Source organism: Rhodococcus sp. 077-4 (assembly GCF_047782425.1).
Lineage (GTDB): Bacteria > Actinomycetota > Actinomycetes > Mycobacteriales > Mycobacteriaceae > Rhodococcoides.
The window spans coordinates 169,810-195,601 of record NZ_JAJPWC010000004.1; the positions used below are offsets into that span (position 1 = coordinate 169,810).

22 protein-coding genes and 1 pseudogene are annotated in these 25,792 nt (G+C 64.9%); 7 read left to right on the top strand and 16 right to left on the bottom strand.

Going from position 1 to position 25,792, the window contains the following annotated elements:
• The first annotated feature begins 31 nt into the window (after nucleotides 1–31).
• A pseudogene (locus ACNEOT_RS21210) lies at nucleotides 32–810 on the top strand (DUF1542 domain-containing protein).
• On the opposite strand, the gene ACNEOT_RS21215 reads toward ACNEOT_RS21210, so the two are convergent.
• A complete protein-coding gene (locus ACNEOT_RS21215) occupies nucleotides 807–1,601 on the bottom strand; it encodes an Fpg/Nei family DNA glycosylase (RefSeq protein ID WP_415976588.1) in 795 nt (264 codons plus the stop codon). The pseudogene ACNEOT_RS21210 and the gene ACNEOT_RS21215 sit on opposite strands and share 4 nt — an antisense overlap.
• Entirely contained in the window at nucleotides 1,602–2,081 is a 480-nt protein-coding gene (locus ACNEOT_RS21220; protein WP_037193169.1) for a ribose-5-phosphate isomerase, read from the bottom strand.
• Nucleotides 2,082–2,097: 16 nt separating this feature from the next.
• Here ACNEOT_RS21220 and ACNEOT_RS21225 point away from each other — a divergent pair, with 16 nt between their 5' ends.
• Complete coding sequence (locus tag ACNEOT_RS21225) at nucleotides 2,098–2,760, top strand: DUF429 domain-containing protein (RefSeq protein ID WP_415976589.1); 663 nt, start codon at nucleotides 2,098–2,100, stop codon at nucleotides 2,758–2,760.
• A 62-nt stretch (nucleotides 2,761–2,822) separates the two neighbouring features.
• On the opposite strand, the gene ACNEOT_RS21230 is transcribed toward ACNEOT_RS21225, so the two are convergent.
• Nucleotides 2,823–3,479, bottom strand: a complete 657-nt coding sequence (locus tag ACNEOT_RS21230; RefSeq protein ID WP_415976590.1) for a DsbA family protein — start codon at nucleotides 3,477–3,479, stop codon at nucleotides 2,823–2,825.
• Nucleotides 3,480–3,598: 119 nt separating this feature from the next.
• Here ACNEOT_RS21230 and pepN point away from each other — a divergent pair, with 119 nt between their 5' ends.
• Nucleotides 3,599–6,172, top strand: coding sequence for an aminopeptidase N (gene pepN, locus ACNEOT_RS21235; RefSeq protein WP_415976591.1), 2,574 nt, complete (start codon nucleotides 3,599–3,601; stop codon nucleotides 6,170–6,172).
• Nucleotides 6,173–6,257: 85 nt separating this feature from the next.
• Here the strand turns inward: pepN and ACNEOT_RS21240 are convergent, their stop codons facing one another.
• From ACNEOT_RS21240 to ACNEOT_RS21250, 3 genes are all read right to left on the bottom strand, one after another.
• The gene (locus tag ACNEOT_RS21240) at nucleotides 6,258–6,734 is read right to left on the bottom strand and encodes a DUF5130 family protein (RefSeq protein WP_415976592.1); all 477 of its coding nucleotides are present in this window, start codon (nucleotides 6,732–6,734) and stop codon (nucleotides 6,258–6,260) included.
• Nucleotides 6,721–6,972 (bottom strand): hypothetical protein, encoded by a 252-nt coding sequence (locus ACNEOT_RS21245; protein ID WP_415976593.1) that lies wholly within the window; start codon nucleotides 6,970–6,972, stop codon nucleotides 6,721–6,723. Before ACNEOT_RS21245 ends, ACNEOT_RS21240 begins: the two co-directional genes overlap by 14 nt.
• Nucleotides 6,973–7,053: 81 nt before the next feature.
• Complete coding sequence (locus ACNEOT_RS21250) at nucleotides 7,054–7,716, bottom strand: HNH endonuclease (protein WP_415976594.1); 663 nt, start codon at nucleotides 7,714–7,716, stop codon at nucleotides 7,054–7,056.
• A gap of 264 nt (nucleotides 7,717–7,980) precedes the next feature.
• Here ACNEOT_RS21250 and ACNEOT_RS21255 point away from each other — a divergent pair, with 264 nt between their 5' ends.
• Together ACNEOT_RS21255 and ACNEOT_RS21260 are read left to right on the top strand one after the other, a co-directional pair.
• Complete coding sequence (locus ACNEOT_RS21255; protein ID WP_415976727.1) at nucleotides 7,981–8,907, top strand: mechanosensitive ion channel family protein; 927 nt, start codon at nucleotides 7,981–7,983, stop codon at nucleotides 8,905–8,907.
• A 68-nt stretch (nucleotides 8,908–8,975) separates the two neighbouring features.
• Nucleotides 8,976–9,371 (top strand): globin, encoded by a 396-nt coding sequence (locus ACNEOT_RS21260; protein ID WP_415976595.1) that lies wholly within the window; start codon nucleotides 8,976–8,978, stop codon nucleotides 9,369–9,371.
• Nucleotides 9,372–9,389: 18 nt separating this feature from the next.
• Here ACNEOT_RS21260 and ACNEOT_RS21265 read toward each other — a convergent pair whose 3' ends face one another.
• Nucleotides 9,390–9,857, bottom strand: coding sequence for a cupin domain-containing protein (locus tag ACNEOT_RS21265; protein WP_415976596.1), 468 nt, complete (start codon nucleotides 9,855–9,857; stop codon nucleotides 9,390–9,392).
• Nucleotides 9,858–10,068: 211 nt separating this feature from the next.
• On the opposite strand from ACNEOT_RS21265, the gene ACNEOT_RS21270 reads away from it, so the two are divergent.
• Nucleotides 10,069–11,652 carry an alpha-amylase family glycosyl hydrolase gene (locus ACNEOT_RS21270; protein ID WP_415976597.1) on the top strand — a complete coding sequence of 528 codons (1,584 nt, stop codon included), beginning with the start codon at nucleotides 10,069–10,071 and terminating at the stop codon, nucleotides 11,650–11,652.
• On the opposite strand, the gene ACNEOT_RS21275 is transcribed toward ACNEOT_RS21270, so the two are convergent.
• The 8 genes from ACNEOT_RS21275 to ACNEOT_RS21310 form a co-directional block, all read right to left on the bottom strand.
• Nucleotides 11,649–12,338, bottom strand: a complete 690-nt coding sequence (locus tag ACNEOT_RS21275; protein WP_415976598.1) for a hypothetical protein — start codon at nucleotides 12,336–12,338, stop codon at nucleotides 11,649–11,651. The genes ACNEOT_RS21270 and ACNEOT_RS21275 overlap by 4 nt on opposite strands.
• A complete protein-coding gene (locus ACNEOT_RS21280; protein WP_094612843.1) occupies nucleotides 12,331–12,795 on the bottom strand; it encodes an acyl-CoA thioesterase in 465 nt (154 codons plus the stop codon). The genes ACNEOT_RS21275 and ACNEOT_RS21280 overlap by 8 nt, the downstream gene beginning before the upstream one ends.
• 65 nt (nucleotides 12,796–12,860) lie before the next feature.
• The gene (locus ACNEOT_RS21285) at nucleotides 12,861–17,702 is read right to left on the bottom strand and encodes an NAD-glutamate dehydrogenase (RefSeq protein ID WP_415976599.1); all 4,842 of its coding nucleotides are present in this window, start codon (nucleotides 17,700–17,702) and stop codon (nucleotides 12,861–12,863) included.
• Between the two features lie 127 nt (nucleotides 17,703–17,829).
• Entirely contained in the window at nucleotides 17,830–18,240 is a 411-nt protein-coding gene (locus ACNEOT_RS21290) for an acyl-CoA thioesterase (RefSeq protein WP_415976600.1), read from the bottom strand.
• A gap of 1 nt (nucleotide 18,241) precedes the next feature.
• Complete coding sequence (ettA, locus tag ACNEOT_RS21295; RefSeq protein ID WP_415976601.1) at nucleotides 18,242–19,921, bottom strand: energy-dependent translational throttle protein EttA; 1,680 nt, start codon at nucleotides 19,919–19,921, stop codon at nucleotides 18,242–18,244.
• Between the two features lie 126 nt (nucleotides 19,922–20,047).
• Complete coding sequence (locus tag ACNEOT_RS21300) at nucleotides 20,048–20,521, bottom strand: single-stranded DNA-binding protein (RefSeq protein ID WP_415976602.1); 474 nt, start codon at nucleotides 20,519–20,521, stop codon at nucleotides 20,048–20,050.
• A 165-nt stretch (nucleotides 20,522–20,686) separates the two neighbouring features.
• Nucleotides 20,687–21,379, bottom strand: a complete 693-nt coding sequence (locus ACNEOT_RS21305) for an IMPACT family protein (RefSeq protein WP_415976603.1) — start codon at nucleotides 21,377–21,379, stop codon at nucleotides 20,687–20,689.
• A 10-nt stretch (nucleotides 21,380–21,389) separates the two neighbouring features.
• Nucleotides 21,390–23,186: an ABC transporter ATP-binding protein gene (locus ACNEOT_RS21310; RefSeq protein WP_415976604.1), complete on the bottom strand. Its 1,797-nt coding sequence runs from the start codon at nucleotides 23,184–23,186 to the stop codon at nucleotides 21,390–21,392.
• A gap of 82 nt (nucleotides 23,187–23,268) precedes the next feature.
• Between ACNEOT_RS21310 and ACNEOT_RS21315 the strand changes: the two genes are divergently transcribed.
• Entirely contained in the window at nucleotides 23,269–23,694 is a 426-nt protein-coding gene (locus tag ACNEOT_RS21315) for a MarR family winged helix-turn-helix transcriptional regulator (protein ID WP_415976605.1), read from the top strand.
• A 12-nt stretch (nucleotides 23,695–23,706) separates the two neighbouring features.
• Here ACNEOT_RS21315 and ACNEOT_RS21320 read toward each other — a convergent pair whose 3' ends face one another.
• Nucleotides 23,707–25,785, bottom strand: a complete 2,079-nt coding sequence (locus ACNEOT_RS21320; protein WP_415976606.1) for a cytochrome c oxidase assembly protein — start codon at nucleotides 25,783–25,785, stop codon at nucleotides 23,707–23,709.
• Nucleotides 25,786–25,792: the final 7 nt, after the last annotated feature.

Here is a 25,792-nt window from a genome sequence, read left to right on the forward strand (position 1 = left end):
GCAGGATGCACGGTCGATGGAAGGCTGCGGAATGGAAATCGTTCTGATCGTCATCGTTGTCGCGGCAGTGGCTCTGCTGGTGTTGCGCAGTAGGAAGAACTCCGCCGCCGCGGCCGCCACAGCCCTCGCGGACGCCAAGGCAGACGCTCGCCAGTCGATCGAACGCCTCGGCGGTCAGGTCTACAACCTGATCGGTACCGACACCGCCTCCAAGCAGGCCCTGGCCGACGCATCCGAGCGCAACATCGCCGCCGGCTCGCAGATCGACCAGGCCACCACGCCGGAACAGGCGCGGCTGGCCAAACAGACAGCGCTCGAAGGGCTCTATTACATCCGCGCTGCTCGCGTAGCCATGGGCATGGACCCGGGGCCGGAGATCGCGGGCATCGACGGCCAGCACCAGGCGGGACGCGTCACCGAGGAACGCAAGGTCGACTTCGAGGGACGTGAGATCAAGGCGTCACCGGATCCGTCCGACCGCACTCCGAACTACTACCCCGGTGGCCGGGTGGCCGGCCGGTACCTGCGGGTTGGTACTCCGAGCCGTGGTGGCGTCCAGCCCTCCTCGCAGGGGCGTGGGGAATGGGGTCGATGTTCCTGTTCTCCGCGATGTTCTCCGGCATGGCCGGAGTTCCGGAAGAGACCGCAGCGGGCGGCGACACGGGAGCAGAAGGCTCAGGCGACGTCGGCTCCGAAGACGACTACAGCGGCGATGATTCCAGTGGCGGCGACATCGAATACGGTGCCTTCGACGGCGGCATCGACGACGGCGGCATGGGTGACATGGACATGGGTGGACTCGACTTCTAGGTCGCCTGACAGACCGGGCACCAGAACAGGTTTCGCGCCTGCATCACCGAATGCAGGACTTCGGCCCCGCACACCCGGCAGGGATAGCCCTGCCTGCGGTAGACGTACGAACGCGGTCGCCGGGCACCGTAGGTGTCGCCGTGGTCGTCCTCGGGCCGGATGGTGATGATGCGGCCGCGTCGAACACCGATTTTCATCAGTTCGACGAGGTCGAACCAGAGTGCGTCCCATTCGGATCGGTCGAGGTCTTTGCCCGGTCGCATCGGGTTGATCTCGTGGCGAAACAGAATCTCGGCTCGGTAGACGTTTCCGACACCGGCGAGCACCTTCTGATCCATCAGGAGGGTGCCTATTGCCGTGCGCGACTTGGAGATTCGCGCCCAGGCCCCGTCCGGGTCGGCGTCCTTGCGTAGCGGGTCCGGACCGAGACGCGCCACCAGGGCGTCCACCTGCTCCTCGGTGTAGATCTCGCACGCCGTGGGGCCACGCAGGTCGGTTCCGTACTTCTCCCCCACCAGCCTCAACCGCACGGCACCCACCGGGTCGTTCAGCGGCACAGACTGTTCGGTGAACTTTCCGTAGAGACCGAGGTGGATGTGCACTATCAGGTCGGTCTCGTACCGGTGCAGCAGATGCTTGCCCCAGGCCTCGGCCTTCTCCAGGACGAGGCCGTCGATCAGCGCGGCACCGGAGGTGAACCGCCCCTGCGGGCTGCTCGCCTCGACCGGTGCCCCGCCGAACCTCCGTTGATGCAACCGAGCGAGTCGGTGCAGTGTGTGCCCTTCGGGCACCTACTCGGGCTTTCCCGGCACAACGGGTGCCTCGCCGCTGCGCTCGTACTCGGACAGGATGTCGATGCGGCGCTGGTGGCGCTCCTCGCCCGAGAACGGAGTGCCCAGGAAGGCGTCGACGATAGCGAGCGCTTCCGGGAGGGTGTGCATGCGGCCACCGATGCCGATGAGCTGCGCGTCGTTGTGCTCACGTGCGAGCTTGGCGGTCTCGACGCTCCACGCCAGCGCGCAGCGAGCGCCCGGCACCTTGTTGGCGGCGATCTGCTCGCCGTTTCCGGAACCGCCGAGCACCAGGCCGCGGCTACCCGGATCGGCGACGACGCGGCGTGCCGCATCGATGCAGAATGCCGGGTAATCGTCGACGGGGTCGTAGTCGAAGGCCCCGCAGTCGACAGGCTCGTGCCCGGTCGCCGTCAGGTGTTCGATGATCTGATTCTTGAACTCGAGGCCGGCGTGGTCGGCACCCAGGTATACGCGCATGCCTAGAGTCTGACAGGTGAACTCGGGAGCGGAGAAATTCGCGGGCGTCGACGGTGCGAAGGGCGCGTGGGTGGTCGCCGTGTTCGGCGGTGCGACGCTGACGTGGACGGCCTGTGCGTCGGTGGCGGAGGTGCTCGAGGTGACGCGGGACTGCGCACGGGTGGGCGTCGACATGCCGTTGTCGTTACCCGTCCGCGGCTATCGCATCAGCGAACTCGAGGCGAAGGCGTTTCTCGGCGCAGCGCGCAGCTCGATTTTTCACACCCCCGTCGTCGACGTGCTCGTTGCCGGATCGTACGAACAGGCGTGCGCGATCTCACGAGACGTCACCGGCAAGGCGATCAGCAAGCAGACCTGGCACATCCTGCCTGCCGTGCAGGCCTGGCGGGATGCGGACTTCGATACGGAAAGGTACGTCGAGGTGCATCCCGAGTGCTCGTTCCGGACGATGTCACCGGCGACGGTCTTCTCGTCGAAGAAGACCGGTCGCGGCGTCGGACAGCGACTGGCAGCCCTGCAGCGGTGGAGCGAACACATCGACCTGGCCGATCTACCGCATGGACCCGCCGTCGACGACTTCCTCGACGCGGCCGCTGGGGCGTGGTCGGCGAGACGTTTCCACGTCGGTGAGCACCGGGTGTTCGGTACCGCGGACGGCTCGGATCGGATCGTGGCGTAGCGCCCCTCGTGCGTGAAAGTTCGACTCCTGCCACGAATTTCCACGCACGAGGGGCAGCGCTGTCAGTCGAACTGCGGATCCTCGTTGCGGCTGCGCTTGAGCTCGAAGAAGTGCGGGTACGACGCGAAGATCACCGATGCGTCCCACAGCTTGCCTGCCTCCTCGCCGCGTGGGATTCGGGAGAGCACCGGGCCGAAGAACGCCACGCCGTTGACGTGGATGGTCGGGGTGCCCACGTCGGGTCCGACCTTGTCCATGCCTGCGTGATGACTGGTTCGTAGGTCCTCGTCGTAGTCGGTGCTCTCGGCTGCCGAGGCGAGGTCGGCGGGCAGATCGAGTTCTGCCAACGACTCCGCGATGACGACGCCGAAGTCTTTGTTGCCCTCGTTGTGAATTCGCGTTCCCATGGCCGCGTACAGCGGGGCGAGAATCTCGTCGCCCTTCAGTTTCGCTGCCGCGATCGCCACACGCACCGGCCCCCAGGCCTTCTTCATCATCGCGGCGTACTCCTCGGGCAGATCACGCCCTTCGTTGAGTACGGCGAGGCTCATGACGTGGAAGTTCACGTCGATGTCTCGCACCTTCTCCACCTCGAGAATCCACCGCGAGGTGATCCAGCACCACGGGCACAGTGGGTCGAACCAAAAATCCGCGGTGTCTTTCTGTCCTGAACCGGCCACTGTCCTACTCCTTGGAAGTCGAGGTCGACGTTTCTTCATTGCGTAACAACGGCCCACCGCGCAGACATTCCACACTGCCCGTCGTTCAGCGCGGGATACGCGTGACGTGATGGGATGGAAGGCACTACCCATAACTACACGAAGAGGTGTCGACTGAAGTGGTTGCTCCCAACCTGACGCGTGACCAAGCCTCCGAGCGTTCGGCGATCATCGGGGAAACGAAGTACGCGATCGTTCTCGATCTCACCGACGGCGAGGGCAATCCCGGCGAGAAGACGTTCCGCTCGCTCACCACCATCACGTTCGCGGCCACCGCCGGGGCGTCGACGTTCGTGGACATCATCGCGAGCTCGATCCGCTCCGCAACGCTCAACGGCACCGATCTCGATACCTCGAGCTACGACGAGTCGACGGGCCTCGCGCTCGAGAATCTGTCCGAGCACAACGAACTCGTCGTCGATGCGGACTGCAGCTACTCCCACACCGGCGAGGGCTTGCACCGTTTCGTCGACCCGTCGGACGATTCCGTCTACCTGTACTCGCAGTTCGAGACTGCCGATGCCAAGCGCATGTTCGCCTGCTTCGATCAGCCCGACCTGAAGGCCACGTTCGATGTGAAGGTCACCGCTCCGGAGAGCTGGACCATCATCTCCAACGCTGCGCACGCCGCCGAGCCCGCCGCGGGCGAGCACGTGTTCGACACGACGCCGTTGATGAGCACCTACCTCGTCGCGTTGATCGCCGGACCGTACGCGGAGTGGACCGACTCGTACACCGACGACCACGGCACCATTCCTCTCGGAATCTATTGCCGCGCATCACTTGCCGAGCACATGGACGCCGAGCGCCTGTTCACCGAGACCAAGCAGGGCTTCGGTTTCTACCACGAGAACTTCGGCACTCCGTACGCGTTCGGCAAGTACGACCAGCTCTTCGTGCCCGAGTTCAACGCCGGTGCCATGGAGAATGCCGGTGCCGTCACGTTCCTCGAGGACTACGTGTTCCGGTCCAAGGTGACGCGCTACTCCTACGAGCGCCGCGCCGAGACCGTGCTGCACGAGATGGCGCACATGTGGTTCGGCGATCTCGTGACGATGACGTGGTGGGACGACCTGTGGCTCAACGAGTCGTTCGCCACGTTCGCCTCGGTTCTGTGCCAGTCCGAGGCCACCGAGTACACCAACGCGTGGACCACGTTCGCCAACGTGGAGAAGGCCTGGGCGTACCGCCAGGACCAATTGCCGTCGACGCACCCCATCGCCGCCGACATCCCCGATCTCGCTGCGGTGGAGGTCAATTTCGACGGCATCACCTACGCCAAGGGCGCGAGCGTGCTCAAGCAGTTGGTGGCGTACGTCGGCAAGGAGGACTTCCTTGCCGGGTTGCGGGCATACTTCGTCGATCATGCCTTCGCCAACGCCACCTTCTCGGATCTGCTTGCTGCTCTGGAGAAGTCGTCGGGTCGCGATCTATCCGACTGGGGCGCTCAGTGGCTGCGCACCACCGGCCTGAACACGCTGAGCCCGGATTTCGAAGTCGACGCCGACGGTAAGTTCACCCGATTCGCGGTCCGGCAGACCGGCGCGGCACCGGGTGCAGGCGAGCACCGGGTCCACCGAATTGCAGTCGGCATCTACGACGACGTCGACGGCAAGCTGGTGCGCACGGACCGCGTCGAACTCGATCTCGATGCTGCCGAATCGACGAATGTCGATGCGCTGGTCGGTGTCTCACGAGGACAGCTCGTGCTGGTCAACGACGACGACCTGACGTATTGCGCGGTGCGACTCGACCCGGATTCGCTCGACACTCTGCTGAGCCGCATCGGCGACATCGCCGAGCCACTCCCCCGCACCCTGGCATGGTCGGCCGCCTGGGAGATGACCCGATCCGCCGAGATGAAGGCGCGAGATTTCGTGGCGCTCGTTCAGCGCGGGATCGGCGGGGAGACCGAAGTGGGTGTGGTGCAGCGACTTCTGCTGCAGGCTCAGACGGCCGTCAGCAGTTACGCCGATCCCGAATGGGCGTCCGCCCACGGCACCCCCGAGTTCGCAGACACGCTGCTCGACCTGGCCCGTGGCGCGGAGGCAGGCTCGGATCACCAGTTGGCGTTCGTCAACGCCCTCACCGGTACCGAACTCGGTGACCGCCATGTCGAGGTGTTGCGTGCCCTGCTCGACGGTGACGTCGACGGGCAGTCGCTGACCGGACTCGGCGTCGATACCGACCTACGGTGGCGCATCGTCACGGCACTGGCCGCAGCCGGAGCCATCGACGCCGACGGACTGGATTCACCGGTCATCGACGCCGAGGCGGGCAGGGACAACACTGCAGCCGGAGCGCGATCGGCAGCGGCGGCACGCGCCGCTCGCCCGAGCTCGGAGGTCAAGGAACAGGCTTGGACCACGGTGGTCGACGACGACGCGGTGCCGAACATCACGGCGCGTTCGATCATCGGCGGCTTCGCGGGCCCCGGCCAGGGCGAGCTGCTCGAGCCCTACGTCGCCCGCTACTTCGACGCCATCGAAGGTGTCTGGGCGCGCCGTTCCAGCGAGGTCGCGCAGACCGTCGTGGTGGGCCTGTACCCGTCCTGGTCGATCAGTGAGCAGTCCTTGGCCGCCGCGGACAGGTTCCTCGAGGGAGACCTCCCGCCCGCACTGCGCCGTCTGGTGATCGAGGGCCGAGCCGGAATCGTCCGGGCTCTCGCTGCCCGGGAGTTCGACGCGAGCTGATCTTTCGCGGCACCTACGACAAGGGCCGGTTGCTCACCTTGCGGGTGAGCAACCGGCCCTCGTGGCTCTGTGCGATCCGGTGGAGCTACGGACTGAGGATGGATGCAGCCATCACCCGCACCGAGGCGACGAGGCCGTCGATGAGATTGCCGTCGCGGAACGGGCCGAGCGCGGCGGTGACACCCAGCTGTGAAACCCGGTCGGTGGCTCGGTTGGACACTCGCTTGCCACTGCGGATCTCGAGGGCGTGTCGATTGGGGTCGACCGCGATCAGGACCGAGCGAACGGCATCGGGGGTGCTGGGGAACACCGAATCGGCTCCCGCGGCCGGATCGACTCCGAGATCACCGATGTAGATGTTGAACCGGATCTTGGTCTGCCGAGTTGCTTCGGTCAGTGCGCCGTCGAGCGCCACCAGGTCCTGTGTGGCGAACGGGAGGTGTTCGGGACTGACCGTCCCGAATTCGTGAGCGACCGAGACTCGGCCGCTCGCGGTCAGCGCAGCACCGTAGGGCAGGTCTTCTTCTCCGATGTTGCTGCGGACGAGTTCACCACTTGCCACTTGCAGCACCTCCGATCGAGTCGGCTGCATCGGCGTCGTGCGAACTGTGGCCTCCGAAGGGAGTCACCTCGTCCGTCGCGCTCCACAGCAATGGCTCGCGCGTCCACTCGTCCGTCAGTCGGTAGGGAGGAACATCCATACCGGGCTGCTTGTCGGTCAAGTAGGACAACGCGCCGATGAGTCCGATCACCGCAACCGGAATCACCCCGAATATCAGCGTGGTCTCCAAAATGCTCACAGGGTGTGACGGTAGTCGACAATTGCGCGTCGGACCACGTCGGGGCCGGTGTTGTGACCGAAATGTGCGCCGGCGATTTCGTCAGGCAGCACCTTCGCCGAGATACGCCAGCCAACTCGGGTCCAATTCCTTGGTCGTCGCCAACAGCCGCCAGTGCGGGCCCTTCGGTGGCACCAGCTGGGCGCGCAGCGTCCAGCCGATCTCGCTGAGCAGTTTGTCCGCCTTGCGATGGTTGCACGAGGCGCAGCAGGCGACGCAGTTCTCCCACGAGTGGCCACCGCCACGGCTGCGCGGGACCACGTGGTCGACCGTCTCGGCCTTGCTCCCGCAGTACGCGCAGCGGAACCGGTCACGGTGCATGAGGGCAGCGCGGGTCATCGGTACTCGCGCTCGATACGGAACACGGACGAACGTCCGGAGTCTGATCACCGACGGCACCTGGACCGAGTAGTCCGCGGACCTGATGAACGGACCTTCCGGATCGTCGTGCACCACGTCGGCTTTCCCGCAAACGAGAAGAACCACCGCCCGGCGCATCGGAAGCGCGGTCAGTGGTTCGAATGTTGCGTTGAGGAGCAGTACACGGCGCTTGACCCACGCCGGTACGGCGTCGTCGCCCGTGGCACTGTGGGCCGTCGGCACCACACGCAGCGGAGAAGCCCCCGAGGCCGTCTCACGCTGGTCGTGCGCGGTGCGGCCCTCAGTGGGCGGGAGTTGTCGATGGCGGTGTTGAGAGTTCTTCATGCGTTACTCCAGAAACGGTCGGCGCCCGCGCATGGCTTGCGTGGAACACGAGTCACAGTGGAACACGAATGCACCGTCCCCGCACAGGCTTTTTCCCGGCATTTTCTGTTGCCGATCGGTGAACATTTCGCATCTCGACGTTCACGATCGACGTACGACGACTCCATGCGCTGCGTGACTGGCGAGATTTCTGCGTCTCCGTAGACTTTTCGGGTGTCTGTATCAACCTTTCCGTCCGCATCGTCCCTTTCCGAACCGTCCCTCTTGCGAGATCTCGACACCCGAGCTTTCGAGCTGACGGAGACCGGACGCGACTGGTTGGTAGACCGTCCTCTGCAAGCCCTCGGCTATCTCGCCCTCGCCATCGTGTTGCGTCTCGTCCTGCATCGAATGATCGACCGCTTCACTCGCAACGACACCGGCAGGTCTCCGATGCTGCTCCGTCCACTACGCGACAGATCGTCGAGCACGGTCAAGGGAGCCATCCTCAACGAGCGACGCAAACAGCGGGCCAACACGATCGGATCGGTTCTGAAGTCGGCCGTCTCGGTCGTCATTCTCACCTGGTTCGTCCTGTCGGTCCTCGATGTGGTGGGCGTCAATGTCGCTCCCTTCATCGCATCGGCGGGAATCGTCGGTGTCGCGCTCGGATTCGGTGCCCAGAATTTGGTCCGAGATTTTCTGTCCGGCATCTTCATGCTGCTCGAGGACCAGTACGGCGTAGGCGACGTCGTCGACCTCGGTGAGGCGACAGGCACGGTCGAGAGCGTGGGCTTGCGCGTCACGACGATCAGAGACGTCAACGGCACGGTGTGGTACTGCCGCAACGGAGAGGTACTGCGTGTGGGCAACATGAGTCAGGGCTTCGCGGTGGCTGTCCTCGATCTACCCGTCTCGCACACCGCCAATATCGACGAGGCCCGCGCAGTGGCCGAACGTACGACCCTGGCCGTGGTGGAGTCGGGCGACTTCGTCGGCGACATCCTCGAACCGCCCGAGATGCTCGGAGTCAACGCGGTCAGCGCCGATACGGTCACCATCCGCATCACGATCAAGACGCGTCCCGGACGTCAGTGGGCAGTGCAGCGCCGACTCCATCAGGACATACTGCAAGCTTTCGACGACGCCGACATCAAGGCGCCGTATGCGTTGGGACGCCCGGGTGGGGTCGTGGCCGAGCGCGGCAGCTGAGAGACAATGATCGGTAGCGACGCCGATGAAGAGCCCGCAGCAACGACCAGAGAACAAGAGAGAGTGTGATGACCGACCCGCAGCAGACGTTCTATGACGCGGTAGGCGGTGCCGAGACGTTCCGGTCACTCACGGCGAAGTTCTACGAGGAAGTTGCCAAGGACGAGATCGTGCGACCGCTGTACCCCGAGGAGGATCTCGCCCCGGCCGAGCGGCGGATGCGGATGTTTCTCGAGCAGTACTGGGGCGGTCCGCGGACGTACTCCGACGAACGCGGTCATCCGCGACTACGGATGCGGCACAACCCGTTTCGCATCGGCCCGATGGAACGTGACGCATGGCTTCGCTGCATGCACATCGCGATTGCGTCGATCGACCCACAGGTCATGGATTCCGCACACCGTGCCCAGTTGACCGACTACATGGAGATGGCGGCCAACTCGATGGTGAACTCGGCGATCTGATTTTGCGAACGCAGCGAGTCAGAGCGATCCGACGCGCTGCGGGCGCTTTCCACCGACCGCGGTCTTGAACTTGCCCATCCGGGCGCGCGCGACGCCGGCCACTTTGAGCGCGAAGCTCACAGGCGCGGGCAGATGCTGGCGCAGGATGGCGTGCTTGCGCACGTAGCTCTCCACGTGCCACTCCGACCACGTGCCCGCTCGGAACAGTGCGGCGTCGCCTGCGACGAGCGTGCGAGGCGCGTGTTCTTCGCTCGAGACGGTCACCGACCCGTCCATGATGTGCACGATTTCATCCACGGAGAAGTACCAGCGAAAGCGCCCGGCCGTGCAGTCCCACACGTTGGTGGTGGTGGTGCCGTCGATGCTCTCGGACCATTGTGCGACGCGCGCCTGCGGGCTTCCTTCGAGAATCCAGGTGGGCTCGATGGGGCTGGCCTCGAGCGCGATGTCGCCGAGTCGGACGGCTTCGATGGTCGAAGTGGTCATGGTTTCCGTCGCGTCCTCACGGTTGGGCGCGGCTTCCACCGCTGCTGGTAACAACTGCAGAACATACAACACTTTCCAAACGGAGAGGCACGTGTCGGTCATGTGAATCAACACAATCCTTTACTCGGTGTTGAACACCGAATCGGCAGTGGTGTGAACTGCAACGCCCCTGAATCGTTCTGCGGCCGTTCGTTTGGCACTATTGCCCCTTGTGACCGATCCGATCGAAAGCTCCGAGCTGTTGTGGTGGCAGGACGCCGTCTTCTACCAGATCTATCCCCGGTCGTTCGCGGACTCCAACGGCGACGGTGTGGGTGACCTCGACGGGATTCGGGACAAGCTCGGCTACCTCGAACTGCTGGGTATCGACGCAGTATGGATCGGACCCATCACCCGGTCGCCCATGGCCGATCACGGGTACGACGTGTCGAATCCCCGCGACATCGACCCCCTGTTCGGAAACCTCGAGATCTTCGACGCGCTCATCGACGAGGCTCATGCGCGCGACATCAAGGTCACGATGGATCTGGTGCCCAACCACACCAGCAACGAGCACCCGTGGTTCCGGTCGGCGTTGACGGCACCGCGCGGCAGCGTCGAGCGAGCCCGCTACATCTTTCGAGACGGACGCGGAGACGACGGTGCGCAGCCGCCGAACAACTGGCCCAGCATTTTCGGTGGCCCGGCCTGGACCCGTGTCACCGAGGCCGACGGTTCCCCCGGCCAGTGGTACCTGCACATCTTCGCGCCGGAGCAACCGGATCTGAACTGGAACAATCCCGATGTGTTCGACGACTTCGCGCGCACACTGAGGTTTTGGCTCGCCCGCGGCGTCGACGGCTTCCGGCTCGACGTGGCGCACGGCATGGCCAAGCCGGCCGACCTCGCCGACATGAGCCTCGAACTCAACGCGCTGATGAAGAACGACGACGACGATCCCCGGTTCAACAACCCTCACGTCCACGACCTGCATCGACGTATCAGAGCCGTGATGAACGAGTACCCCAACGCCGTGACGGTCGGCGAGATCTGGGTGCAGGACAACGTTCGCTTCTCCGAGTACATCAGACCCGACGAGCTGCACCTGGGCTTCAACTTCCGTTTGGCCAGTGTCGATTTCGACGCCGACACCATTCGCGACGCCATCTCCAATTCACTTGCCGCCGTCGAACTCGTCGCCGGCACTCCGACATGGACGCTGTCGAACCACGACGTCGAGCGCGAGGTCACCCGGTACGGCGGCGGGGACCTCGGCCGGGCGCGTTCCCGCGCCATGATTCTCGTCGAATTGGCCCTTCCCGGAACGGTTTTCGTGTACAACGGTGCCGAGCTCGGGTTGCCCAACGTGCAACTGCCGGACAGTGCGTTGCAGGATCCGGTGTGGGAGCGATCCGGCCACGCCGAGCGGGGCCGCGACGGCTGCCGCGTGCCGATGCCGTGGGAGGGCAACACCCCGCCGTTCGGTTTCTCGTCCACCGATCGAACCTGGCTGCCCATGCCGCCGGAATGGGACGGGTACACCGCCGAGGCACAACTCGAGGACGTCGATTCGATGCTGAGCCTGTACCGGACTGCCTTCGAGTTGCGGGCTCTGCGTCCGGAATTCACCGGCACAGGAATCGATTGGTACGGATCGCCTCCCGGCTGCCTTGCATTTCGTCGACGCGGTGGCCTGATCTGCGCCCTGAACGCGTCGAACGAGTCGATCCCGCTGCCACCCGGCGAGTTGTTGCTTTCCAGCGCGCCCCTGGTGAACGGCAGGCTTCCGGCGAACGCTGCGGCCTGGCTCGTCTAACGCTCCACGGTGAGCGACAACTGCTGTCCCGCGCGGCGAGCGAAGACCGAGCCGTAGCGGGCATCGAGGCGAAGCCACACCCTCGACACCCGCACGCGGACCACCTCGTCGGCCGAGATCCGATCGGGGTCGACGTCGATCGTCAGCGGGTCGGCTCCGCTGTGCGGCACGAAACCCATTGCGGTGAGGGCGAATACCGTCCGCATGGAAATCGATACATCGTCGGCGTCGCCTGCGACGTGCAGAACTTCTTGCTCGAGCAACGAACTCGGCGGACCGTGACTGCTGCCGTGTTCCTTCGCCAGCGCCGCACCGCGCTGCGCAAGCCCCACGAGCACCCTGGCCGGCACATCGTCGAGATGGACGAATCCGCCGTCCGGCGGCAGTGCGCCACGCCACGCCGAATCCATCGAAAATCCTGGATCGATCGCACCGTCGTCCGCGCTGCGCAGTGCAGCCGCCAACATATCGGCACCGGCGCTGGTGTCGTCGGGCACTATGGTTCCGGCGATCACCCGCGCCGCCAACGCATCGAAACCCGTTGCAGCCCAGCAGGACACACCGCCGCCGGATCGGGTCCGCATGCGAATCACCGCAGCTTCGTCCAAGCGCAGCGCCCTGGTACAGAACGTGGCCAGGTTCTCCCGCTCGACTGCGTCGGGAACGGTCAGTACGCGCTCATACACGCTGCCAGCTCACGAGAAACTCACGCTCGGTCGGGGTGAGCCGACGCAACCGCTGCGCATCGATGTCGAACGCCGCGATCTGCGTCGAGGCCACCACGGCCGCAGGCGTATCCAGTGATGCACCTCTGGCCCGCACCTCGTATCCGACGACGAAGTCCACCGCCCGCACCGCGTCGATCCACATGAAGACATCGAGCGGGCCGTCCTCGTGTCGCAGCTGGCCGCGATACTTCACGTGCAGATCCGCGATCACCGCTCCGTGGCGCAGGTTTGCCGTCGGTCTCCCGTCCACCAAGAGCCAGGGAATGCGTGCCTCTTCGAGGAGGGTGACCATGCGGGCGTGGTTGATGTGTTGATACACATCCATATCCGACCACCGCACGTCCACGGTGGCATGAAAGCCCACTCGCTGGGTTGCAGGTCGCTTGTCGGACAGATGGGCGTCGGGCACACTCACGTGGTCGTTTCCTCTTCTCGGTCGAACTTACGTCGGTTCGGGCAATGACGATGTGCAGCGGGTGGTCAGGGCACCATGTTGCGGACCTGGCGAGCCGCGACCGACAGAGTGGCCAGATCGAGGGTTCCCGACTCGGCGATCTCGGTCAACGCCGCACGAGAGCGCGCCAGACGGGACGAATTGGTGGACTCCCATTCCGCGATCTTCTCCGCCACCGACTCGTCCGGTTCGCCGCCGGCCAACACGGCCTGCGTGATTCCTCGCAGCGAAGAGTACAGGTCATCACGAAGGGCCAAGCGCGCCAACGAGTGCCAGCGATCTCCGCGAGCCAGCTTGGACACCGCGGTGAGCAGCCAGTCGATGCCGATGTGCGCGTCCAGGGCGAAGTAGAGCTCGGCGACCTCGGCTCCGTCCCGGTCGACTATGTCTGCGATGTCGATGATGTCGAGCAGGCAGTACACATCGAGCAGTCCGTAGATCCGTCGGGCCAGATCGGCCGGAGCACCGCGTTCGATCGCGGCAGCCGATCGCGAATCCAGATCGCTGGCCTGATGACCGGCGATCCACGTCGACACCGACGGTTGCAATGCGCGAACCTGCCCGGCATATCGGCTGATCTCCGCGCCGACGGCCAAAGGCTGCGGCCGGTTGGCGAGCAACCACCGTGAAACGCGGTCGAGCATGCGACGCGACTCGAGCAGCAACTCTGCCGACACCGCAGTGGGCACATCCGCAGCCCTGATCGAATTCCAGACCTCGTCGAGTCCGAAGATCTCGGTGGCCGCAGCGAAAGCCCTGATGGCATCGGTGCCCTCGGCACCGGAATCCTCGGTCAGTCGGTAGGGAAAGGTGATTCCGCCGCAGTCGATCGCCTCGTTGGCCAGGGTAGTGGCCACCAACTGCCGACGGAGCGGATGCGCGGTGATCGCATCTGCATAGGGCTCCCGTAGCGGCTCGGGGAAGTACTTGGGCAGTCGCGGGGCGAAGACGTCGCTGTCGGGAAGCTCACTGCTCAGCAGCTCCGCTTCCAACGCCAGCTTCACGTGAGCCATCAGCGTGGCGAGTTCCGGCGAGGTCAGCCCTCGGCCGTCCTGCTTCCGGCGTCGCAGATCCGCCTCGGTCGGTAGCGCCTCGAGCTCGCGGTCGAGGCCACGTCGCACCTCGAGATCCTCGATCACCCGGCTGTGCACGGTGACGAGATTGGGTGCGTCGAACCTGGACGTGCCGAGTAGCTCGTTCTGCATGATGTTGTCCCACAACACCAGTCGGCCCACCTCGTCGGTCATGGACGCGAGCAGCTCGTCTCGATCCTCGCGCGCCAGGTTGCCGTTGGTGATGGCCGTTTCGAGCAGGATCTTGATGTTCACTTCGTGATCGGAGCAGTCGACGCCGGCAGAATTGTCGACGGCGTCGGTGTTGATCTTGCCTCCGGCCGCGGCGTATTCGATGCGGCCGAGCGCCGTGGCACCGAGGTTGCCGCCCTCCCCCACGACTGCGGCGCGGATGTCGACGCCGTCGACCCGAACCGCGTCGTTGGCCTTGTCGCCCACCTCGGCGTTGGTCTCGGTCGAGGCCTTGATGTAGGTGCCGATTCCGCCGTTCCACAACAGATCGGCCGGAGCCTTCAGGATCGCGTTCACCAGCTCGGGAGGAGACAACGACTCGACGGAATCGCCGAGACCGAGAGCGGCACGGGCGGCCGCGCTGATGGGGACAGACTTGCGCGTGCGCTCCCACACGCCACCGCCTGCGCTGATGAGCGAGGTGTCGTAATCCGCCCACGACGACCGCGGCAGTGCGAACAATCGCTCCCGCTCGGCGAACGAGGACTCACGCTCCGGATCGGGATCGAGAAAGATGTGCCGGTGATCGAACGCAGCGAGCAGTCGAATGTGCCGACTGAGCAGCATGCCGTTACCGAAGACGTCCCCGCTCATGTCTCCGACGCCCACAACGGTGAAATCTTGGCTCTGCGTGTCGATCCCGAGCTCGCGGAAGTGGCGCTTGACGCTTTCCCACGCACCCTTGGCGGTGATACCCATCGCTTTGTGGTCGTAGCCCGCCGATCCACCGGAGGCAAAGGCGTCGCCGAGCCAGAAGTTGTACTGCGCGGCAACGTCGTTGGCCATGTCGGAGAACGTCGCGGTGCCCTTGTCGGCAGCCACGACCAGGTAGGTGTCGTCTCCGTCGCGGCGCACGACGCCGGAGGGTACCGACACCGTGCCGGTAGCGCGGTCGAGGTTGTCGGTGATGTCGAGCAGTCCGGCGATGAACAGCCGATAGCAGGCCTTGCCTTCCTCGGCGTGGGCCTGACGATCTGTGTCCGCGTCGCCGGTGACGACAGGGGGCCGCTTGACGACGAATCCACCCTTGGCCCCGACCGGCACGATGACCGCATTCTTGACCATCTGGGCTTTGGCGAGACCGAGGATCTCGGTCCGGAAGTCCTCACGTCGATCCGACCAGCGCAGTCCGCCGCGGGCCACGGCTCCGAACCGCAGATGCACGCCCTCGACGCGGGGCGAATACACGAATATCTCGAATTTCGGCTTCGGCTTGGGCAATTCGGCGATCGACTGTGGATCGAACTTGAGCGAGAGGTACGGCCGATGCTCACCGCCCGTCCCCACCACGAAATAGTTGGTGCGCAGCGTCGCGCGGATCAGCTCGAACATGCTGCGCAGAATCCGGTCGGCGTCGAGGCTGACGACCTGATCGATCAGTTCGCCCAGCTGGGTGCCGATCGACCGAGCGTTCTCTTCCGAACTCGCCTCGGGATCGAACTGCGCCTCGAACAGACCGACGAGCAGACGCGCAGTGCGCGGATGTGCCAGCAGTACGCCCTCGATGTTGAACTGACTGTAGGGAAAACCGGCCTGGCGCAAGTACTTTGCGTACGCGCGCAACACCACGGCCTGCCGCCAGTGCAGTCCGGCGCGCATGACGAGCTCGTTGAACCGGTCTGCCTCGGCCTCGCCGCTCCACACGGCCGCGAATGCGTCGGTGAACCGGTGCTGCACGCGGCTCTCACGATCGGCGGTGCCCGCCTCGGACAACTCCGCATCGATATCACCGTCGATTGCCGAGCGCAGCATCTCGCGCGAGGCGGAGAGTCCGAAATCGTAGATCCAGCAGGACATTCCGTCCGGGCGCACCACCGGGTACGGCCGCTCGTCGTCGACCTCCACGCCGAGGCTCTGCAGGATGGGCAGTACCTGCGACAGCGAGACGCCCGCGCCGCCGATGTACAGCGAGAACCGCCAACTACCCACGGCGGACTGCTCGTTGCGGTAGAGCTGCATGTCGATCGACTCGTCGCCGAGCGCTTCGAGGCGGGCGATGTCGGTGACGGCCCGAGCCGGACTGAAGTCTTGTTTGTAGGCCTCGGGAAACGCCTCGGTGTAGCGCTGTATCCGCAGCGGATCGACGCGGCGGTCGAGGGAAACGGCGTCGCCGAGCGAATCCTCCCAGGTTCGAGTGGTCTCGGTCAGAGCCGTCTCGATCCGAGCGATGTCGTCCCCCGACAGTTCCGTCGACGCGGTACCGGGCGCACGACGGACGGTGACGTGCAGCAGCGCCAGGTCGGATTCGGTGACCCGTGCGGTGTAGTCGAGGGAGGTACCGCCGAGTTCACGAAGCAAACGCTCCTGAATGGCGAGGCGAACACGAGTGGTGTACCGATCTCGTGGCAGGTACACCAGTGCAGAGACGAACGATCCGCTGGCATCGGGCCGAACGAACAGCTTCACCTTCCGCCGACGGCCCAGGGCCAGAACGGCACTCGCGGTCTCGAACAGCCAGGATGCGGAGGTGGCGAAAAGTTCCGAGCGCGGCATCGATTGCAGTACTTCGAGCATGGCCTGGCCCGAGAACGACCCCAGATCGTGGCCGGCCCGAGTGATCACCGAGCGCACTCGCCGCTCGATCACCGGAATGTCGAGCACGTTCTCGTGCAACGCAGTGACGGTGAAGACGCCGACGAATCGGTGTTCGGCAGAGTTCTCGGCGTCGAGCACGCTGACGAAGTACGGGTAGACGGCCCGGTGGACCGTGGCCGGACTGGCTCCCTGCGTCAGCGCGACGAGATCTCGCTCACCGACCGGTTGCGCACCGTCCACATCGTGCGCGGATTTACGCAGCACCCCGAGGCTGGTGGATTCCTCGCTGGTCGCCGTCCGCGTTCCGTCCACACCGTCGACGGCGTAACGGCGGTAGCCCAGCAGGGTGTAGTGGCCGTCCCCGAGCCAGCGCAGCAACGCGGCGGCGTCTCGATGCTCGACGGCGGTGTCGGATTCCGCGTCTGCCGCCCGCTCTGCCGCCTCGTCGAGGCGATCGGCTACCTCTGCCTGCACTGCACGCATTCGATCGGTGTCGTCCACGACCTGACGCACATCGGCCAGTACTCGACTCGCTTCCGACTGCAGGCGCTCGACGACGTCCTCGGAGGTGGAGGGATGCAGCTGAACGTGGATCCAGGACTCGGGTGATACGTCTGTGCCCAGGCCTGTCAGCGTCCCGTCGGCGTCGCGGACGACCGACAGGATGGGGTGAACGACATCGGTGTACTCGATGCCCAGCCGAGACAGCAACGAAATGACCGACTCGACGAGGAGCGGCATATCGTCGGTGACGATCTGCAGGTAGCTTCCGGCAGCTCGATCGGCCGCCGAACCCGAGTCGCTCGGACGGTGCACGGCGACGTTCGCAAACTCGGGCCGACGCTGCGCAGCGAGCCGAACGTGCCGATGAAAGGACGCGATGTCGGGAGCCTGCGCGGACGCTCCGACGGCAGCGGGGTCCACATGCTCGAAGTACTCGGATTGCAGTGTCGCCAGCTCGGCCGGAAGTCGGGCGTCGAGCCCCTCGGCCCAGTCGTTGTCGTCGGTCGAGTCCAGCGAGCGTGGCATGGTGTTCGAGTACTCCCTCGTGAGGATTTTCCCTGACGCCCGCCGATCGCCGGTCGTCGATGACTCCTCGACCTTAATGTCGAACACCCTGTTACCGCAGTGACCTCGCGGACGCAGCGCGTCGGACCTACTCGGTGACGAGGTACTCGGCGAGGAGACCGCGCTCGCGCTCGTCCAGGGGACGAGAAGCGGAGGTCTCGAGATCGAACGCCACCATCAACGCCTCGGCATCCGCGCAGACCGTTCCGTCACGGTCGGTCACCACATGCCGGACGCCGTACGAGGTGGTCCCGATGCGGGTGATCCACAGCTCGATCGTCAGCGGACCCGAATCGTCGAGGATCGGATGCAGAAAATCGGTTGTCAATTTTCGGACCACGGCCGCACCCCGTTGCTTCGAACCCCCCAGAACCGCGTTCAGAAATTGAACGCGGCCTTCCTGGAGGTATTCGACGAAGCGAGTGTTGTTGACGTGGCCGAGACGATCGGAATCACCCCACCGCACCTGGAGCGTGCAAGTGAAGGTCTTCGTCGGCATATCAGTCCCTGGTGAGCTTTCGGTGGGTGACGCGATGCGGCCGGGCCGCGTCGGGTCCGAGGCGTTCGACCTTGTTGGCCTCGTAGCCCTCGAAGTTGCCCTCGTACCAGTACCAGGCGGCCTCGTTGTCGCCGAAGCCACCTTCCCACGCCAGGATGTGCGTGCAGGTGCGGTCCAGGAACCACCGGTCGTGCGAGATGACCACGGCGCAACCGGGGAACTCTTCGAGCGCGTTCTCGAGCGATCCCAGCGTCTCGACGTCGAGGTCGTTGGTCGGTTCGTCGAGCAGGATCAGGTTGCCGCCCTGCTTGAGCGTCATCGCCAGGTTCAGACGGTTCCGCTCACCACCGGAGAGCACTCCGGCAGGTTTCTGCTGATCGTGACCCTTGAAGCCGAACGAGCTGATGTACGCGCGGGACGGGAATTCGGAACTGCCGACGGTGATGAAATCGAGGCCGTCGGAGACCGTTTCCCACACCGTCTTCTTCGAGTCGATGCCCGAGCGATTTTGGTCGACATAGCTCAGCTTGACGGTCTGACCGATCTTGACCTCACCGCCGTCCGGCTCCTCGAGACCGACGATGGTCTTGAACAGCGTCGTCTTACCGACACCGTTGGGGCCGATGACACCGACGATGCCGTTGCGGGGCAATGTGAACGAGAGGTCTTTGATCAGCACGCGGCCGTCGAAGCCCTTGTCCAGGCTCTTGACCTCGACCACGACGTCGCCGAGGCGCGGCGGGTTGGGGATTTGAATCTCGTCGAAGTCGAGCTTCCTGGTCTTCTCGGCCTCGGCCACCATCTCGTCGTAGCGAGCAAGACGAGACTTGCTCTTGGCCTGACGTGCCTTGGCACCCGACCGAACCCAGGCGAGTTCGTCCTTGAGGCGCTTCTGCAGCTTCTGGTCCTTCTTGCCCGAGACCTCGAGGCGCTCGGCTTTCTTCTCCAAATATGTGGAGTAGTTGCCCTCGTACGGGTACAGGTGTCCGCGGTCGACCTCGGCAATCCACTGCGCGACATGGTCGAGAAAGTACCGGTCGTGGGTCACGGCGAGAATCGCACCGGAGTACGCGGCCAGGTGCTGCTCGAGCCACAGCACGCTCTCGGCGTCGAGGTGGTTGGTCGGTTCGTCGAGGAGCAGCAGGTCCGGCTTGCTCAGCAGCAACTTGCACAGCGCAACGCGACGCTTCTCACCACCGGAGAGGTTGGTGACGGGCGACTCGGGCGGCGGGCAGCGCAACGCGTCCATGGCCTGTTCGAGCTGGGAGTCGATCTCCCAGGCGTCGGCATGGTCAAGCTTTTCCTGCAGCTCGCCCATCTCTTCCATCAGCGCATCGGAGTAGTCCGTGGCCATCAGCTCGGCGATCTCGTTGTAGCGCTTGAGCTGGACCATCGTCTCGCCGAGACCGTCCTCGACGTTCTCACGAACGGTCTTGGTGTCGTCGAGAACCGGTTCCTGCATGAGGATGCCGACCGTGGCACCGGGAGCGAGGAACGCCTCACCGTTTCCGGGCTGATCGATTCCCGCCATGATCTTGAGGATGCTGGACTTACCGGCGCCGTTGGGGCCGACGACGCCGATCTTCGCTCCCGGGTAGAAGCTCATCGTCACGTCGTCGAGGATGACTTTGTCGCCGTGCGCCTTGCGCACCTTCTTCATGGTGTAAATGAATTCAGCCATGCTGCCCAGCTTATCGGTGCGAGCGGGTCTCCGGCACCACCGCCCGCGAAGGGCCGAGCCCACATCCGCCGCCCACCCTCGATCGCAGCTTTCGAGACCGCGAGGGCAGCGGATGTCGAGCGTCCGTCAGGCCGGGACCGATTCGCGAACCTCGTCGTCGACGCGGTCGTGATCCTGCTCTGCGTCCATGGGTTCGGCGGCACCCGGATCGCCGTCCGTCGCGGATTCGGGTGCCACCGCCTTCGTTCGGTGGATCGAGACGTTGCAGCGCGCGAGATCCGGTCCGACGGCACTGGCCCGCATCTCGAGGTCGGCGCGCTCGATTCCGTCGCGATTGGTGTATTCGTTGGTGCGCAGCTGACCGTAAGCGATGATCGGGTCGCCCTTCATCAACGATGCCCCCACACCGCGCACCAGACGACGCCAGCACGTGACCGTCAGATACAGCGTTCCGCCGTCGGTCCATTCGCCGGTGTTGCGATCCTGACGTCGGGCGTTGCTGGCCATCCGGAAACTGAGCACCTCGTCACCGGTGGGTGTGGAGCGCTTGACCGGATTGGTGATGACGGTGCCGACAACTGCGCACTGTGCTTCGTACATGGTGTGTTCCCCTCGATACGTGTCGCGTGATTGCGATCGAGATCGACACTGCTACGGGTCGAACGGTCGTGGTGAACGAGTTCGCAAAATGTGGACAAGCGCGCGGCCTGTGGATGAACGACCCGAATCGGTGCCGGTGGCACCCGAGAATGTCGGCCGGGTGTGCTAGACGGGATTCTCGGCGAACATGTGGCCGGCCGGCATCGGAACCACGCGACCGGCGGTGAGCGAAGCAACAAGTGCCACAGTCGAATCGGCATCGGCAACCGCGACGGTCAGTACCGCACGCGCCTGGTAGGAGGTACCCAATACGAGAACACCGTGCCCACGCAACTCCGATTCCACCCGACCCACCTCCGCGTGGTCGAGTTCGAGAGTCATGATCTCTCGTCGCTCCCTGGTGAGGAACGTCGCTCCGGACAATGCCTCGGACACCGCGCCGCCGTAGGCACGGGCCAGGCCTCCGGTGCCCAGCTTGGTTCCACCGAAATATCTGCTGACGACAGCAACGACGTTGGTCAGGTGATGCCCGCGCAGCACCTCGAGCATCGGCGTGCCTGCCGTGCCGCCCGGTTCCCCGTCGTCGTTGGATCGCTCGATGATGTGCTCCGTCCGGTCGTTTCGCAGGCTCCACTCCTGTCCCTCGCCGGCAGTGTCGATGTGCGGATCGGCGGACGATGCCTCGACCATGAACGCCGAACAGTGATGTCCGGCAGCAGGATCGGCCTTCCGGGCCGCGGCGATCACGGCTCGCGCCTCGGCTTCGGTGGCCGCCCGCTCGACGACTGCGACGAACCTGGACTTCTTGACCTCGGTCTCGCCCTCCACGCGGCTCGCGATGGTGCGCAGTACGGTCACACGATCACGCTCATGCAGCCACGCTGTCCACCACATCGTCTGCGGCCCGGACCAATCGGGCGTACATTCCATCGCTTTCCAACAGGGACTCATGGCTTCCGACCTCGCGCACGACGCCGTGGTCGAGCACTGCGATGCGGTCCGCCGAGCGCACCGTGGAGAGTCGATGCGCGATCAGGATCGTCGTTCGGCCGTCCATCAAACCGTCGAGCGCGGTTTGCACTGCGCGTTCGGTGCGATTGTCGAGGGCACTGGTCGCTTCGTCGAGCACCAGGATCGGTGGGTTGCGCAACACGGTTCGAGCGATGGCGATGCGCTGCTTCTCGCCACCCGAGAAGCGGTATCCACGTTCGCCGACCATCGTGTCGTAGCCCTCGTCCAGGCCGTCGATGAAGTCGTGGATCTGCGCCGTCCGAGCCGCGGCGACAATCTCGTCGTCGGTGGCGTCGGGTTTGGCGAATCGCAGGTTCTCTCGAATGGTGGCATGGAACAAATACGTCTCCTGAGAGACGACGCCGACCAGGTCGGCGATGTTCTCCGATGACATCTGCCGCAGGTCGATTCCGTCGATGGTCACCGATCCGGCGGTCGGATCATGAAGCCGCGCAACGAGATAGCCCAGCGTCGTTTTACCCGAGCCGGTCGCTCCCACGAGTGCGAGAGTGCTTCCCGCCGGGACTTCCAGGTCGATGTTGCACAAGGTCGGGACAGTGGCTGCGGCATAGGTGAAGTCGACGCCGCGGAAGGCAACGTCGCCGTGCACGGCGTCGCGGGGCATCGCCACCGGGTCGGCGGGCTCGGCCACATCGATGGGCAGATCGAGGTACTCGAAAACGCGACCGAACAGGGCGAGCGAGGCCTGCACCTCGACGCCGGTATTGAGCAATTGCATGGTGGGCCGGAACAATTGGGTCTGCAGAGCGGTGAAGGCGACCAAGGTTCCGATCGTCAGAGCACTCCCCTGGCCGATGGTGATGCCGGCAAACCAGTACACCAGGGCGGGCATGACGGCGAAGCTGATCTGGATCGTGGCCATGCGCCACTTCCCGGCCATCATTGCCGCGAGTTCAACGCCGGCGACCTCGTGGGATCGGTCGGCGAACTTGTCGGTCAACGCCTGGGCCGAACCGGTGGTCTTACCCAGCAGAATGCCACTGACGGACAGGGATTCCTCGATCTGCACCGACAGGTCGCTGAGCAACTTCTGGCGCTTGGTGGAGATCTTTCGGCGCTCGTCGCCGATCCGGCGGGCGACGCGCACGAAGACGGGCAGGATGATCAACGAGAACGTGGCGAGCTTCCAGTCGAGCAGGAAGAGTGCGACCACCGTCGCGGCCACGGTCGTCGCGTTCTGCGCGATGGACGTCGCGGTGTTCGTGACGACGGATTGCATGCCGCCGATGTCGTTGGCGATGCGGGATTGAACTTCCCCGGTGCGGGTGCGAGCGAAGAACCCGAGGGATTGGCGCTGCAGGTGCGAGTAGACCTGAACGCGCAGGTCGTGCATGAGTCGTTGGCCGACGCCGTTGGACATCCAGGTCTGAACGACACCGAGAGTATTGGTGGCGACTGCAACTGCGATCATGCCGAGCGCGATGAGGCTGACGAGGGTGACGTCACGGTCGGGAATTGCATGATCGAGGAGTTCGCGGAGAAGTAAGGGGGACGCGAGCGCGATGATGGCGCTGGTAACGATGATCGCGCTGACGACTGCGATCTTGCGCCGGTACGGCGTGAACAGCGCCAGGACTCGGCGGACGGGTGCTGCATCGGACGCGGGGAGAGAACGTTCGGGTCGGCTTTCCAAGTAGACCTCCGTGGTAGTCGAAGTGATATGCAGAGGCTACCTCACTATGAGGTAACGGGCAACCCTCGCTATGATCCGTTCCATGGACACCGGACCCTCGCCCAACCTGAGCGATTCGTTCATGGCCGTTGCGCGGCGAATTCGGCGTAGCCACATGACTGCGTTGGAACCGTTCGGGCTCAATCCGTCACAGAGCCGAGCACTGCACGTGTTGGCCCGCGAGCCCGAGTCGGTGCGACTGCGCGATCTCGCCGAGCATCTGCGCATCGTCGCGCGTTCGGCCACCGACATCGTCGACTCGCTCGAGTCAGCGAATCTGGTGACGCGGCAACAGGATCCGAGCGACCGGAGAGCCGTCCTGGTGGAGCTCACCGAGACCGGCCGCGCACTGCTGGACCGAATCGACGACGCGCGGCGTCAGGTGTCGTCGGAAATGTTCGACTGCCTCGAGCCCTCCGAACGCGTCGAGTTGAATCGACTGTTGAGCAAGATCGCCGCGACCGACTGAACCCATCGACGATTACTGCTCGCTGGTCCGATCGCGTCGAGCAAGCTCGGCGAACATGGCGTTGTGCGCGGCCAGGTCGGCGTCGTGATCGCGTTCTGCGGCGCGGTCACCACGCCTGGCGTCCCGATCGTCGCTGCGGGACCACTGGATCAGCAGCGCGAGCATGACGAGCACCAACGGAACCTCGCCGGTGGCCCAGGCGATACCGCCGCCGAGCTTCTGATCGCCGAGGAGATCGGAGTTCCAGTCGAGCCCCAGCGTCCGGTAGAACCAGGCACCCATGACGGTGTTCATGCTCATCAGTGCCACCCCGAAGAACGCATGGAACGGCAACGACCCGAACACAACCGCCAGTTTGGTGACCGGTGCGATCTTGCGCGGTGACGGATCGACGCCGATGACGGTCCAGTAGAACAGGTAGCCGCTGAGCACGAAGTGCAAGTTCATCAGCAGGTGCGCGCCGTGGCTGTCCAGTACGGCTCCGAAGATGCCGCCGAGGTAAAGCACGTAGAAACCGCCCACGAAGATCACCGAGGCCACGAGCGGATGCGTCACGAACTGCGAGATCCGGCTGTGCAGGCCGATCAACAGCCATTCGCGCATGCCGGGTACGCCGTCCTTGCCCGCCGCGGGCAGTACGCGCAGTGCCAGCGTCAATGCCCCGCCGAGCGCGAGCAGAACGGGTGCCAGCATCGAGAGCATCATGTGCCCGGTCATGTGCACGCTGAACACGGCCGTCGAGTAGCGTCCGATGCCCGACGACGTGCTGATCAAGAGTGTGAGGCAGCCCAGGACCCAGGCGACGGTGCGGCCCACCGGCCATGCGTCGCCGCGCAGCCGAAGACGACGAACGCCGATCAGGTACACCACGGCCATGACGATCGCGGCGGTACCGAAGATGAGATCGAAGCGCCAGTCCAGTGCCATTCGAGCGAACGTGGGCGGGCCACTGAGGTCGTATCCGAGTGCTGCCTCGGTGGGCGTCAGATTCGGGTCGATCTCGGCGGGAGGCGGTGTGCGTCCGAGCCCGACAGCCAGTCCGATGGTCGCCGCGAGGACGAGCACCTCGGCACCGGCGAAACGGAGCAACGGCCCACGGGCCGACGGATCTGCGATCAATGCCGGTAGTGCGCTACGGCGCTGCATCCAGCCGAATCCGCCGAGCACGATCAGCGCGACGATCTTCGCGACGATCAGTAAGCCGTAGGTGGTGGTGAACAGGTCGGCGATCGAGACGCGGACCAGGGCGTTGATGACGCCGCTGATGCCCATCACGACGAAACAGATGCCGGCGATGGTGGAGAACCGGCGAGCTGCGACATCGGCATGTGCGCCGCGCCTGCGGACGTGCGCGAGCAGCGCGAACAGTCCGCCCGCCCACAGCGACGCCGCGCCGAGGTGCAGGATCAGGCTGTTGGTGGCGATGTCGTGCGAGCCACCGGCAGAGGAGTGACCGCTGAGCGCGATGGGGAGCAACGTCGCCAGGGAGAACCCGAGCAGTGCGGGCGTCCAGGACCATCGCAGGACGGTGCGCGAGAAGATCGCCAGTACAACGGCCATGATGGCGGTCCACCGCCACGCACTGGCGATCTCGACCTGATCGAGCGCAATCCAGAGATTCGCGGGCTTGATGGCCTCGGCGAACGGCTGCCCGGACGTGTCGGACAGGGTCAGCGGAACGAGGAGCAGCGAGCAGACGGCCCAGACGATGGAGGCGACCGATCCGGTACGCACAGCCCGGTACCCGTCGACGTCCAGTACGCCGTTCTTCTGCGGCGGTACGAGGAACGCGGCCAGCAGAAACGATCCGATGGCAATGACGGCGGCGATCTCACCGATCGCCCGCAACGCAGGCAGACCGTAGGTCGTGGCCGCGCCCGGATCAGGAATGCCCAACAACACCAACGCGTCGGAGGCGGACAGCGTCACGATGAGAGCAGCAACCACACCCGCGATGACCCCCGCGGTGACGAACACCGTCGTCGTGGCCGAACGCGGATCTGCGCCTGCCGGGACCGTGTCCACCCCGACATCGGCCGCGGAGTTACCAGCGGTCGAGGGTTCGGTCTTGTCGAGATGCGGTGTTGCCATACCACCA